Here is a 13,222-nt window from a genome sequence, read left to right on the forward strand (position 1 = left end):
GTTCAGTTCTCGCTCAGTGAGTCAGGTACAGCAGCGGTGTGGAACGGGCAGCGTGGCGGATTCAGCGAACCGGGCTCCTGCAACTGGTACTGCTTCCATTCGTAGTTGTCGTGGTGGCCGAAAAAGCCCAGCGAATCGGGCATGACGCCGTTGTTGTAATGGCGTACCCGGTCGCGGATACGCGCACGGATACGTTGGCCGCTTTGCGTGTCGGCGCTGGCCACTTCGTCGAAACTTTCGCGTGGGTTGACGACCCAGGCGATATGCGGGCCCAGGTTGCGGCTTTTCATCAGCCGGTGGGCTGGGAAGTTCATGTTGATGAACAGGGGCACGCCGTCGAAGCAGAACGCCCACTGTGCGTCATGCGGGTCGTGGGGCATGTCGGCGGGCCAGGGTTGCGGGTCGCGAGCGTGGACCTCGCACAGTACCTCCCAAGCCAGCGCCTGCTGTTGCATAAGGTCCGTGTCGCGTGCGGTTTCCAGAAAGACCAGCAACGGATTGCCGACCCGCTGCTTGAGCGGGATCTGCTTGATCGTGCCTATGTAGTCGGTCAGGCCTCGGGCGATGTCGCCGGCCAGGTCGCCTGCGTGGGCGAAGATGATGTGGCAGGTGCGTGCGTTCACCGCTTTACGCCCGAACAGGCACGGGAAGTCGGGGTTGGCGAGGGTTTCCTTGAACTGCTGTAGGGTCTTGTACGTCCAGTGGTGCTTGTTCTGGACATGTTCATCGGCAAGCTCGAGCGCATCCAGGCGATAGCAGTTTCCATAACCCGTAAACATGATTTCCCCAGGGGTATAGCAGTTAATAGAGTTTTTCCGGCTTATCCATACGGTTTTGCCCTCTATAGTCATTGTTTACAGCATTTTCCGAGACCGGACCCAGGTTGTAAAACGCCTGGAACTATGACCTACTATTAGTCTCGCTCATGCTCTGGAAGCCAAGATGTCCGAACGGATTCAAGCCCTGCACGCCTTACGTGCATTCGAAGTGGCGTCGCGCTATGGCTCGTTCACCCGCGCTGCCCAGGAGTTAGCGCTCACCCAAGGTGCGGTCAGCCACCACATCAAAACCCTTGAGGCCCTGTTCGGTTGCGATTTGTTCGAGCGCCGCGGCCCCAAGCTGCGCCTGACCGAGCATGGCAGCCTGCTGGCCCAGGAGCTCAAGGTGGGCTTCAAGATCATCGAGAACGCCTGCGCGTTGTTGCGCCAGGACCGTCACGGCTTGCGCCTGAAGGCGCCGTCGACGCTCACCGTGCGCTGGCTGTTGCGGGCCTTGGACGGCTTCAAGAAACTCGACAACAGTTGCCCGGTACAGCTGTCGAGCGTGTGGATGGACATCGATGCGGTAGACTTCTACTCAGAGCCCTATGACTGCGCGATCCTGCTCGGTAACGGGCGTTTCCCGGCTGATGTCGAGAGCCTCAAGTTGTTCGATGAATGGCTGATTCCGGTATGCCATCCCGATTACCTGGCTGAGCCTGCCCCCTCGCTTGCGGTGCTGCATGACTGCGAATTCCTCCACCCTTCGCCGGACCGGCGTGACTGGCGCCGCTGGTTGGCGCGGGTCGACGCGTTGGATGTCGGCATCGATCGGGGTCAGGTGTTCGACACCCTTGACCAAGGCATTTCCGCCGCCCAGCAGGGGCTGGGGATCTCGGTGGTGGACCTGGTGCTGGCCAGCGCGGACCTAGCCGCCGGCAGCTTGGCCACGCCGTTCCCCCAGGCGGTGGCGACCGGCGATGGGTATTACATGGTCTGGCTCAAGTCCAGCCCCAAGGCACGCCAGATGCACAGGCTGCGCGACTACCTGCTGACCCAGGTGCCGCCGCTGTCGCGCAAGGACATCAGTTACCTTTATGGCTGAGTGCCGCGCCCGCTGAGCATGGCGCGAGCGTCGCTGGCATGGGCTATTGCGATACACTGGCGGCCTCGCATCCCTTCTCCTGCCGAGGTTCTCGCGGTGCAGCTGCAACAGGGCTTTGTCCTTACTCGCCATTGGCACGACACGCCCGAAGGCACCTGTGTGGAATTCTGGCTGGCCACCGAGCAGGGGCCGCGGCGCGTGCGCCTGGCGCCGCAACCGTCGGTGGCGTTCATTCCCGCCGCCCACGCCGAGCAGGCCCGGCGGCTGTTGGCGGGCGAGTCCGGCGTGCAACTGCGGCCCTTGCAACTGCGCGATTTCGAGCAGCGCCCGGTGCTGGGGTTGTACTGCACCCAGCATCGCCAGATGATCGCCCTCGACAAGCGTTTGCGCGCCGCAGGCGTGGAGGTGTTCGAGGCTGATATCCGTCCGCCGGAGCGTTACCTGATGGAGCGCTTCATCACCGCCCCGGTGCGCTTCGAGGGGCGGCCCGATGCCCACGGCACGTTATGCGATGCCCAGCTCAAGCCTGACCCGGACTACCGTCCCCCCCTGCGCCTGGCTTCGTTAGACATCGAGACCAGCGAGCGTGGCGAGCTATACAGTATCGCCCTGGAGGGCTGCGGCCAACGCACGGTGTATATGCTCGGCCCGGCCAACGGCAGCGCGCCCGAGGTGGATTTCGATCTGCATTATTGCCAAGACCGCGCCGGGCTGATCGACAGCCTCAACCAATGGCTGATGCAGCATGACCCGGATGCAATCATCGGCTGGAACCTGATCCAGTTCGACCTGCGCGTGCTGCATGAACACGCCAAGCGCCTGAACGTGCCGCTGTGCCTGGGCCGCGATGGTGCGCCGATGCACATGCGCGAGCACGGCAGCCGCAGCCACTTCTTCGCCGAGGCGCCCGGCCGTCTGCTGATCGACGGTATTGAGGCGCTGCGTTCGGCGACTTGGAGTTTCCCCTCGTTCAGCCTGGAGAGCGTCGCCCAGCAGTTGCTGGGGGAGGGTAAGGCGATTGCCACGCCCTACCAGCGCATGGACGAGATCAACCGCCTGTTCGCCGAGGACAAGCCGGCCCTGGCCCGCTACAACCTCAAGGACTGCGAGCTGGTGACGCGGATCTTCGCCCACACCCGGCTGCTGGCGTTCTTGCTCGAACGGGCCAGTGTGACCGGGCTGCCCGTGGACCGCAGCGGTGGTTCGGTGGCAGCGTTCTGTCATCTGTACATCCCGCCGATGCACCGCCTGGGTTTCGTAGCACCCAACCTTGGTAGTCGCGAGGGCGAGGCCAGCCCCGGTGGCTTTGTCATGGACTCACGCCCAGGGCTTTACGACTCGGTGCTGGTGCTGGACTACAAGAGCCTGTATCCGTCGATCATCCGTACCTTCCTGATCGACCCTGTGGGCCTGGTCGAAGGCCTGCGCCAGCCCGACGACACGCATTCGGTGGAAGGCTTTCGCGCAGCGCGTTTCTCGCGTAGCCAGCACTGTCTACCGGCTATCGTCGAGCGCGTGTGGCAGGGCCGCGAAGCGGCCAAACGCGCCGGTAATGCGCCATTGTCCCAGGCGCTGAAGATCATCATGAATGCCTTCTACGGTGTGCTGGGTTCCAGCGGTTGCCGGTTTTTCGATCCGCGCCTGGCCTCGTCGATCACCCTGCGCGGGCACCAGATCATGCGCCAGACCCGCGCGTTGATCGAGGCCCGTGGCCTGGATGTGATCTATGGCGATACCGACTCCACCTTCGTCTGGCTCAAGCATGCCCATAGCGAGCAGGATGCTGCGCGCATCGGCCGGGAACTGGTGGCCGAGGTCAACCAGTGGTGGGCCCGCCACCTGCGTGAAAGCCTGGGGCTGGAGAGCGCGCTGGAATTGCAGTTCGAGACTCACTACCGGCGCTTTCTGATGCCGACTATCCGCGGTACCGATGAGGGCAGCAAGAAGCGTTACGCAGGCCTGGTACAGCGCGCCGACGGCAGTGCAGAGATGATCTACAAGGGCCTGGAATCGGTCCGTACCGACTGGTCGCCCCTGGCTCGCCAATTCCAGCAGGAACTCTATGGCCGGATATTTCGTGGCCAGCCATACCGCGAGTACCTGTGCGACACCGTGCAGCGCTTGTTGGCTGGCGAACTTGATGAGCTGCTGGTGTACCGCAAGCGTCTGCGCAGACCGCTGGCGGACTACCAACGCAACGTGCCCCCGCATGTGCGTGCTGCACGCCTGGCCGATGCGTACAACGCGCGCCAGGGGCGGCCCCGGCAGTACCAGAACGGTGGCTGGATCAGCTACCTGATCACCACCTCTGGCCCCGAGCCGCTGGAGGACCTGCGCTCTGCGGTCGACCACCAGCACTATCTGACCCGGCAACTGCAACCGGTGGCTGATGCCATCCTGCCGTTCGTGGGGGATGATTTCGGCGCGCTGATAGACCGTCAGTTGCCGCTGTTCTAGCCCTGTGCGCCGAGCACGCAGGCGCGGCTGCCTGCAAACGATGCAGGTGCAAGCCCGAAAAATCCTCGGCACGCAGGAACCGGTGGGCGGGCTGACGATCAGAGCAGTCAATCGCGTAAATCCTTACAGGATGTGAACGAGCGCGCCGTCGGACGCTGCCGTCGGGGGCGCTTCGGCCTTTACCCGCAAGGGCTTGGGCTATGCTCAAGAAGGCCGCACCGTGCCCCGGCGTGGACACCGGAAGTTACTTTTCCGCAGGCTGTCGGACAGGTTTGGTGGTTTAGGCTCGCGTGTCGGACTTTTCGCACAAGTCTGTAGTCATGAGAATTAACAAGGAGATGCCCATGCTCGTCAGGTCACTGACACTCGCCACCCTATTCGCCTTCGCCGGGCCTGTGCTCGCCGCCGACAGCGATGCGCCCTTGGCCAAGGAGCAGGGCAAGGCGCGGCCGCTGGTGGTGATCGCGCCCAGCAGCGCCGACCCGACCCTGCGCGGCCTGCAAGAGGCGCTCAAGGACCCGGCCACCCAGGCCGGCTTCAAGGAACGCGGGCTGGTCCTCTACAGCGTGGCGCAGATGATGGGAAAGCGTGAAGACAAGAACCTCGAACAGCAGACCACCATGGCCCTGATCCGCGAGCTGAAGCTGGGTGCCAGCAAGGGTACTAAGGTCATCCTGGTGGGCAAGGACGGCGAGCGCCATGTGCTCAAGGATGACGACAGCGGCGAAAAACTCGACCCGCAAGTGATCTTCAAGGCCGTCGATGCGTTGCCGGCCAGTGAACAGGCGGTAACTGCACCCGAGCCGGTGGCGGCTGCTCCAGACGAACCCAAGGCCAAGGAAAGCAAACCCGCCAAGCCCAGCAAACCCATGGCGCCGCCCAAGCCACTGGACGACTGAGGCGCGCCGTCCTCGCCGTTTGCCCTGAAAGATCGGCGGCGGTAGGGCACCGGTGCAGATCTGCGCCGTTGCTTGCCTGGCAATGGCGTGTCGGGGCGCTTCGTTGAGGATCGCCCCGGACGTCTGCACTTTAAACGCAAGGCACTCGAATGAAGTGGGCGAGTCGCTGAATATCTTCATTCGGGTGGTTGTCGGTCCTGTGAAAATCCGTGCGAATGCTTACAATCAGCGCTCTTTTGAATGTAAGTCACAGGCACCCGTTTCCATGGCGTTCGATGCGTCCACCCTTCTCACGCTCACCATCGCCCTCGCGGCGGCCTCGGCGCTGTATCTGGCCATCGAGTGGCGCAGCGTACGCGAGTCCTCGTTGCTGTGCTGGAGCACAGGTTTTGCGATTATCAGCATCGGTTCGTCATTGGCGCTGCTGCGCAGCAGTGGCTATCTGTTCATCGGTATCTGGTTCGCCAACGGCTTGCTGATCCTGGCCCACTGGTTGTTTTTGCTTGGGGTCGTGCGTTTTACCGAGACCCGCCTGTCACGGGCCTGGTACTTGGGCATCGTGGTCTGGCTGGCGATGCTGACGTTGCCGGATTGGGCGAGCTGGTCGAAGAGCCTGTTGGTGGTGCAGTCCATGCTGGTGGCGTTGCTCACCTTACAGGCCAGCTGGCTGCTGCGTGCGCATGGTAAATCGCTGAGTGTCGGGGCGGCACAACTGCGTTTCATCCTGCTGCTGCATGGCCTGTTCTACCTGGGCAAGACCCTGCCGGCGCTGGTGCCCGGCACGCTGATCGAGCTTGCCGCATTCCGTGGCCTGATCATCCAGGTGTCCTTGGTGGAGGGTGCGATGGCGATCATGCTGATTGCGCTGTCGATGACCGGCACCGTGCGCTACCGCCGTGAAGAACGCATCGAACGTCTGGCTGCGCGCGATCCACTCACCGCGCTGTACAACCGCCGCGCCCTGGAAGTGCGCGCACCGAGCCTGTTTGCCGAGGTTTCGCCGCATCGCCCGGGGGCGCTGCTGCTGATCGACATCGACCACTTCAAACTGGTCAATGACTGTCATGGCCACGCGGCTGGCGATCGTTTGCTGGTCGCGTTGAGCGAGATGATCCGCGCACTGTTGCCGGAGCGCGCGATTGCCGCGCGCCTGGGTGGGGACGAGTTCGTGATCTTGCTGGGCGGCGCTTCCCGTGGGCAGATCGAAACCCTTGCCGCGACCTTGCGCCAGCAGTTTCAGCACGCGGCAGCGCAGAGCTGCGCGACCCCTGAGGCGGTGACCTTGAGCATCGGCGCGAACCTGTTCGACCGGCCGCCAGCGAGCCTGGCAGCCTTGTTGGAGCAGGGCGATGTATTGCTCTATGCCTCCAAACGCAGCGGTCGCAACAGCGTGCAGTTGGTGGATGGGTCGCGTAATACGGCTTGGCGAGCCGAGGTGAGGTAGGCTGCGCCAGCGCAATCGCCAGCGCAGGCCTACCCACGCGGTTACAACCAGCCTTTGATCTGGCGTGCCACCGCCTCGCTGGAAATGCCATAGCGGTCGTGCAGGGTGGGCAGGGCGCCGGCGTCGAGGAACGCATCGGGCAGGGCGATCTGGCGGAAGCTCGGGGTCACGCCATTGCGCAGCAGCACGCTTGCCACGGCTTCGCCCAGTCCGCCGATGACTGAGTGGTTCTCTGCGGTGACCACCAGCCGCCCTGACTTGCGCGCCTCGGCCAGGATCGTCGCTTCGTCCAGCGGTTTGATGGTCGGCACATGCAGCACCGCCACGTCCACCCCATCCTTTTGCAACTGCTCGGCGGCCTCCAACGCGCGCATGGTCATCAAGCCGCTGGCGATCAGCAGCACGTCGCGTCCACCGCGCAGCACCTGGGCCTTACCCAGCTGGAAGCGGTAGTCGTAGCGGTCCAGTACCAGTGGCACGTTGCCGCGCAACAGACGCATGTACACCGGACCTTGATGGGCCGCGATGGCCGGGACGGCCTGTTCGATCTCCAACGCATCGCATGGGTCGACCACCATCAGGTTGGGCATTGCGCGCATGATCGCAAGGTCATCGGTGGCCTGGTGGCTCGGGCCGTAGCCGGTGGTCAGGCCTGGCAGGCCGCAGACGATCTTGACGTTGAGGTTCTCCTCGGCAATCGCCATGCAGATGAAGTCGTATGCACGGCGCGAAGCGAACACCGCGTAGGTGGTGGCGAACGGAGTCATGCCCTCGCGGGCCATCCCCGCCGCAGCGCTCATCAGCAATTGCTCGGCCATGCCCATCTGGTAGAACCGCTCAGGGTGGGCCTTGGCAAAGATATGCAGGTCGGTGTACTTGGACAGGTCGGCGCTCAGCCCGACGATGTCCTGGCGTTGTTCGGCCAGCGCCGCGAGGGCATGGCCGAATGGGGCCGGGCGGGTCGGTTGGCCTTCGGCTGCGATCGAGGCGATCATCGCCGAGGTGGTCAGGCGTTTTTTCGCGGTGGTTGGGCTGTTCATGCTTGGCTCCCGGCGTCCAGTGCTTGCAGGGCGAGGTCCCATTCGTGTTCATCGACACGGATGAAGTGGGTCTTGTCGCGGTTTTCGAGGAAGGGCACGCCCTTGCCCATGCGCGTGTCACAAATGATTACCCGTGGTTGCGCGCCAGTGTGCGTGCGGGCCTGGTCGAACGCCTGCACCAACGCGTCGAGGTCGTTGCCATCGACGCGCTGCACATACCAGCCGAAGGCTTGCCAGCGATCGACGATCGGCTCGAAGGCCAGCACTTCGCTGGAATGACCATCGGCCTGTTGGTTGTTGACGTCGACGATGGCGATCAGGTTGTCCAGACGCCAGTGGCTGGCGGACATCACCGCTTCCCAGGTGGAGCCTTCGTTCAGTTCGCCGTCCGACAGCAGGTTGTACACCCAACTGTCCGAGCCTTTGCGCTTGAGCCCCAGGCAGGCGCCGACGGCGATACCCAAGCCGTGACCCAGCGAACCACCGGTGATTTCCATGCCGGGCGTGTAGGCGGCCATCCCCGACATAGGTAGGCGGCTGTCGTCGGCGCCGTAGGTCTCAAGCTCTTCCTCGGGGATCACGCCGGCCTCGATCAAGGCCGCATACAAGGCAATGGCGTAGTGGCCGATGGACAGATAGAAACGGTCGCGTTGTTCCCAGTCGGGGTTGGCTGGGTCCAGGCGCAGGGCGTGGAAGTAGGCCACCGCCAGCAGGTCGGCGGCGCCCAGAGCCTGGCCGATGTAGCCCTGGCCCTGAACTTGGCCCATGCGCAGGGCGTGACGGCGGATATTATGGGCGCGCGCAGCCAGGGGCCGCGCACCCGGGGTAGCGGGTACGGCGTTCATGGGGTGACTCCTTGCAGGATGCGAAAGTGAGGAATTAACGATTGACTAGGCTGGCCGGCACGCGGAACACCAGCAGCGCGCCGAACAGCAATACGGCGGTGATCAGGTACATGCCGATGGCGTTGCTGCCCAGGGTGCTGGTGATCCAGCCAATCAGGAACGGTGAGCAAAAGCCGGCCAGGTTGGCGAAGCTGTTCACCGCCGCGATGCCCGCAGCAGCCGAGACACCGCCGAGTAGCGTGGTTGGCAGCATCCAGAACAGCGACGAGGCGGACAGGATGCCGGCCGCCGCCAGGCACAGGCTCAGGATCGACAAGCTAAGGTGGCTGGCGAACAGCGCTGCCAGGCTCAGGCCCAGGGCGCCAGCGAGCATCGGTATGGCCAGGTGCCAGCGGCGTTCGCGGTGACGGTCGCCGCTGCGTCCGGCCAATAGCATGGCAACGATCGCGCAGCAGTACGGCAGGCTGGTGAGCAGGCCGATGTGCAACGGCTCGCTGACCCCGGCATTGCGCACCAGGGTCGGCAGCCAGAAGGTGATGGCGTACTGGCCCATGACCACGCAGAAGTAGATGCCGGCCAGCAGCCACAGACGTCGGTCGCGGATAAAGTCGCCCACCGAGCCGTGATGGGTCTTGTGCCGTTCGTCTTCGGCCAGTTCCGCACGCACCAGCGCTTTCTCTTCGGCGCTGAGCCAATGCGCTTGCTCGACGCCGTCCTTGAGGTAGCTCAGCACCAGCACCCCGACCAGTACGGTGGGCAGCGCTTCGAGCACGAACATCCATTGCCAGCCGGCCCAACCGTGTACTCCGGCGAAACGCTCCATGATCCAGCCCGACAGAGGCCCGCCAAGCATGCCCGACAGGGGAATGGCGATGAACCACAAGGCGGTCATCTTGGCGCGGCGGTAGGAGGGGAACCAGTAGGTCAGGTACAGCAGCAGGCCGGGTGCCAGGCCGGCTTCGGCAACCCCGAGGAAAAAGCGCAGCACGTAGAACTGCCAGGCGGTTTCGACGAAGGCGAACAAGGCCGAAATCAGCCCCCATGTGATCATGATGCGGGCGATCCAGCGCCGGGCACCGACTTTGTGCAGGATGATGTTGCTCGGTACTTCACACAGGAAGTAGCCGATGAAGAACATCCCGGCGCCCAAGCCATACACCGCTTCGGACAGCGCCAGGTCGTCCATCATTTGTAGCTTGGCGAAGCCGACGTTGACCCGGTCGAGGTAGGCGCACAGGTAGCACAGCATGAGAAAGGGCATCAGCCGCCAGGCCGTCTTGCGATAGGCGTGGCTGCGCGCGGCGGTGGCCGCATCGAAGGCGAGGGTAGTCATGTCGATCTGATCTCTTGTTGTTATCGATTGCCCCGCCGTGGCGGGGCTCAGATACGAAATATCCGGGTGTGACGTGGGCGTCAGTGGATCAGCATGCCCCCATTGACGTCGAGGGTGATGCCGGTCAGGTAACTGGACAAGTCGCTGGCCAGGAACAGTGCGGCGTTGGCCACGTCGCGTGCTTCGCCCAGACGCCCGAGCGGGATGCCCTCGATGATGGCGTGGCGACGCTCGTCCTGCATCAGCCCACCGGTGATGTCAGTGTGGATCAGCCCAGGGGTGATGGCATTGACCCGCACGTTGTCCGGGCCCAGTTCGCGAGCCATCGCCTTGCCGAGCCCGAGCACGCCCGCTTTGGCTGCGCTGTAGTGAGGGCCGCCGAAGATGCCGCCACCGCGCTGGGCCGAGACTGACGACATGCAGATGATACTGCCGGCGCGTTGGGCGCGCATGCCAGGGATAACGGCCTGGGACATCAGCAGCGTGCCGCGCAGGTTGACGTCGAGGATGCGATCATAGTCCTTGTCGGTGATCTCCAGGGTCTTCACCGGCTGTGTGATCCCGGCGTTGTTGACCAACACATCGATGCGTCCGAAGTGCGCCAGCACTTGAGCCACCGCGTCACGCACCTGGGCTTGGTCAGCGACGTTGGCGGCTACGCCCAGATGTCCCTGGCCAAGTTCGGCAGCGGCTGCGCGGGCGGCTTGCAGATCGAGGTCGAGGATCGCCACCTTGGCGCCGTGGGCGGCGAAGGTCTGGGCCGTGGCGCGGCCGATACCGCGGGCAGAGGCGGCGCCCGTGACGATTGCGAATTTGCCTTCGAGTAGCATGGGGAACTCCGACTGTTTGTTGTTGTGTGCACAGCTTGGTGTGCCGGCGCACGTGCGGCAACGCAGTGGCTTTCAGCCTATGCTGAAAAAAATTCAGCACTGGGCAGATGTGTGCGCAGACGGCAGAGTAGGGCGCCTGGGCGCAGCGCTTATTTCATGAAGGCAGTTCGATGAACCATGACTCGGGCAAGAAGCCCATACAGCTACCACCGTTGAAAGCAATTCAGGCCTTCGAGCAAGCGGCACGCTTTGGTAACGTGGCGCGCGCGGCCGAGCAACTGAACCTCACGCCCTCGGCGGTCAGCCATCAGATCGCCAATCTTGAGGCGTTGATCGGGCGCCCGTTGTTCTTGCGTACGGCCAAGGGGGTGAGCCTGACCGCCGCAGGCGAGCAGTACCTGCGCGAGGTGTCCGGAATCTTGCAGAGCCTGGCTACCGCCACCGAGCGCGCCGGTAGCGCGGTAGGCTTCGATTGCTTGCGCCTGCACGCAGCGCCCAGCTTCGGCTTGCTCTGGTTGCTACCCCGACTCGAGCGCTTTCGCGCCAGCCACCCGGATATCCAGATCAACCTGTCTTGCTCTTACGAGGCGCTGCATTTCGGTCGGCATCAGATCGACGTGGATATTCGCCATGGCTATCCCAACTGGCCGAGCCTGGAGGTGCGCACCATTCGCCACGAGCGTGCCACGGTGCTGGCAGCGCCGGCGCTGCTGGCGCGCCAGCCCATTCGCCAGCCGGACGATCTGCTGGGGCAAAACCTGATTCTGTCGGAGTCGGCGCTGGTGCAATGGCCGCAGTGGTTCGCCCAGCAGGGTGTATCGCTGCCCCAGGCGCCGTTCGCGCTGAGTTTCGACCGCTCTTACATGAGCCTGGAGGCGGCCAGCCATGGCTATGGGGTGGCCTTGGAAAGCTCATTGCTGGCGCAGGACTACGTAGCCCGTGGGCAGTTGGTGGATGTGTTCGGCGATGCGCTGGCCAGCCCTGTGAGTGCCCATCATCTGGTGTTCCCCCGTGGGCATGCGGAACTGACGCGGGTGCGAACCTTCCTGGAATGGATGCAGGGACAGCTGGGGCATGACTTCAGCTACTAGTGCCTTGCCTCGGTAATGAGCCGTTCACTTCTGGTGGCGTCAGTGGGCTTTATACGATCAGGGACACAAGCGGCCTTGCGCCGCGATGGGCTGCAAAGCAGCCCGTTTGGCGCCGGTCAGAAGCTCGCCTTGACCTGCAATCCCAGCACCAAGGCATCCTCGATGGCCTGGCCGGAGAACGCCCCCGGCTCGACGATGTACTGCACGTCCGGGCGCAGATTCAACCAGGGCGTGGCCTGGTAGCCGTAGCTCAGCTCGATCAGTTGCTCGGCGCCGTCGAGGTGGGGGAACTGCTGGCCGGCATCGAACGCTGCGTCTTCCTGTACTTGGCGGCTGCGCGGGTTTTGTACCGCGCGGCCATAACCCAGGGCGACGGTATCGCGCGGGCGGCCGTCGAACGGCTTGTACAGCACCACGCCGGCACCATACCAGCGGGTGAACGGCGAGGCGGCTTCGCTGGAGGCCGAGTATTGGCCGAAGGCATGCAGGCTGCGACCCGGCGAGGTCGAGTCGCTCCATACCGCCTGGTCGATCAGCAGGTAGTGGCCGCCACGCCCGGCCACTTGCTTGTCGCTGCCGATGCGTTTGACGTTGGAGCTGTCGTAGTAATACCCCAGTTTGTACTCGCCTGGCAGCTCAGCCTGTAGCTTGTACACCAGTTCCACCGGTAGCACGGTGCCGGTGGTGTGCTTGGGGCCCAGGTGCCAGGCGCGGGTGGGGTTGCCGTTGCTCTCGGGATCGACGTTGAACGCCGCCACGCGCAGTTGCCACGAGGGCGAAAGGTCATATTTGACCCGCGCCCCTAAGTGCGCGTTGGGGTAGTTGCTCCAGCCGCTGCCGCCGGACATGTTCAGCGGGTGGCCGCAGAAACCGGCGTTCATGAAGTTGCACAGGATGCCGCTGTCCAGACCGCCGAGGTCGTTGCCCATGGCCATGTAGCCGAGTTTGAGGTTCAGCGCTGGGGTGAAGTCGCGCTCGTAGCTCAGCTCGGTCAGGCGCGTATACAGGCCACCGTAGTTTTCCTGGATCGGCAAGCGGTTGCCCACCAGGTCTTCGGAGGCGCTGTTGCCACGCCGGTCGTTGATGGTCAGCTGGATCTTGCCGGCGTTTTCCAGGCCATAGCGTTTCGACAGGTCGAGCTGCACGCCGAGCTTGATATTTTGCGAATAGCGCGCCGAGCGGTGCAGGCCGCCGTGGGCGTTGTAGGCGGTTTCGCCGCTGTAGTCGCCGGTGAACTTGATGCCATCGGCTTCCATTCGATGGCGCAAGCCGCGCCAATCGCCGGTCAGCGTGTTGCGGGTCATCAGATCGGTGTCGGCGAAGGCGGCGCTGCTGGCCAATACCAGCAGCAAGGTAGGGGTGAGGCGCATTGCGGGGGACATTTCGGTTTCTCAGGGGGTGTTCGGGGCCTTTCGCAGGT

Annotated in this window: 11 protein-coding genes; 5 read left to right on the forward strand and 6 right to left on the reverse strand. The window is 63.8% G+C overall.

Going from position 1 to position 13,222, the window contains the following annotated elements; all coding sequences use genetic code 11:
* Window positions 1-2: 2 nt before the first annotated feature.
* Window positions 3-779, reverse strand: coding sequence for a YqcI/YcgG family protein (locus FEM01_RS01020; RefSeq protein ID WP_138217429.1), 777 nt, complete (start codon window positions 777-779; stop codon window positions 3-5).
* Window positions 780-942: 163 nt separating this feature from the next.
* Between FEM01_RS01020 and FEM01_RS01025 the strand changes: the two genes are divergently transcribed.
* The 4 genes from FEM01_RS01025 (at window position 943) to FEM01_RS01040 (ending at window position 6,663) form a co-directional block, all read left to right on the forward strand.
* Window positions 943-1,863 carry a LysR substrate-binding domain-containing protein gene (locus FEM01_RS01025; protein WP_138217430.1) on the forward strand — a complete coding sequence of 307 codons (921 nt, stop codon included), beginning with the start codon at window positions 943-945 and terminating at the stop codon, window positions 1,861-1,863.
* Between the two features lie 96 nt (window positions 1,864-1,959).
* A complete protein-coding gene (locus FEM01_RS01030; protein ID WP_138217431.1) occupies window positions 1,960-4,320 on the forward strand; it encodes a DNA polymerase II in 2,361 nt (786 codons plus the stop codon).
* A 344-nt stretch (window positions 4,321-4,664) separates the two neighbouring features.
* Window positions 4,665-5,219, forward strand: coding sequence for a DUF4174 domain-containing protein (locus FEM01_RS01035; RefSeq protein WP_138217432.1), 555 nt, complete (start codon window positions 4,665-4,667; stop codon window positions 5,217-5,219).
* 265 nt (window positions 5,220-5,484) lie between these two features.
* Window positions 5,485-6,663, forward strand: a complete 1,179-nt coding sequence (locus FEM01_RS01040) for a GGDEF domain-containing protein (RefSeq protein ID WP_138217433.1) — start codon at window positions 5,485-5,487, stop codon at window positions 6,661-6,663.
* 41 nt (window positions 6,664-6,704) lie between these two features.
* Here FEM01_RS01040 and FEM01_RS01045 read toward each other — a convergent pair whose 3' ends face one another.
* The 4 genes from FEM01_RS01045 to FEM01_RS01060 form a co-directional block, all read right to left on the reverse strand.
* Window positions 6,705-7,703 carry a transketolase family protein gene (locus FEM01_RS01045; RefSeq protein WP_138217434.1) on the reverse strand — a complete coding sequence of 333 codons (999 nt, stop codon included), beginning with the start codon at window positions 7,701-7,703 and terminating at the stop codon, window positions 6,705-6,707.
* Entirely contained in the window at window positions 7,700-8,548 is an 849-nt protein-coding gene (locus FEM01_RS01050) for a transketolase (RefSeq protein ID WP_138217435.1), read from the reverse strand. The genes FEM01_RS01045 and FEM01_RS01050 overlap by 4 nt, the downstream gene beginning before the upstream one ends.
* Before the next feature lie 34 nt (window positions 8,549-8,582).
* Window positions 8,583-9,881, reverse strand: coding sequence for an MFS transporter (locus FEM01_RS01055; protein ID WP_138217436.1), 1,299 nt, complete (start codon window positions 9,879-9,881; stop codon window positions 8,583-8,585).
* A gap of 80 nt (window positions 9,882-9,961) precedes the next feature.
* The gene (locus tag FEM01_RS01060; RefSeq protein ID WP_138217437.1) at window positions 9,962-10,711 is read right to left on the reverse strand and encodes an SDR family NAD(P)-dependent oxidoreductase; all 750 of its coding nucleotides are present in this window, start codon (window positions 10,709-10,711) and stop codon (window positions 9,962-9,964) included.
* A 170-nt stretch (window positions 10,712-10,881) separates the two neighbouring features.
* On the opposite strand from FEM01_RS01060, the gene FEM01_RS01065 reads away from it, so the two are divergent.
* Window positions 10,882-11,802 carry a LysR substrate-binding domain-containing protein gene (locus FEM01_RS01065; protein WP_138217438.1) on the forward strand — a complete coding sequence of 307 codons (921 nt, stop codon included), beginning with the start codon at window positions 10,882-10,884 and terminating at the stop codon, window positions 11,800-11,802.
* Between the two features lie 116 nt (window positions 11,803-11,918).
* On the opposite strand, the gene FEM01_RS01070 is transcribed toward FEM01_RS01065, so the two are convergent.
* Window positions 11,919-13,184 carry a carbohydrate porin gene (locus FEM01_RS01070; protein ID WP_138217439.1) on the reverse strand — a complete coding sequence of 422 codons (1,266 nt, stop codon included), beginning with the start codon at window positions 13,182-13,184 and terminating at the stop codon, window positions 11,919-11,921.
* Window positions 13,185-13,222 lie beyond the last annotated feature (38 nt).

It is taken from the genome of Pseudomonas mosselii, from assembly GCF_005796105.1.
GTDB classification, from domain to species: Bacteria; Pseudomonadota; Gammaproteobacteria; order Pseudomonadales; family Pseudomonadaceae; genus Aquipseudomonas; species Aquipseudomonas mosselii_C.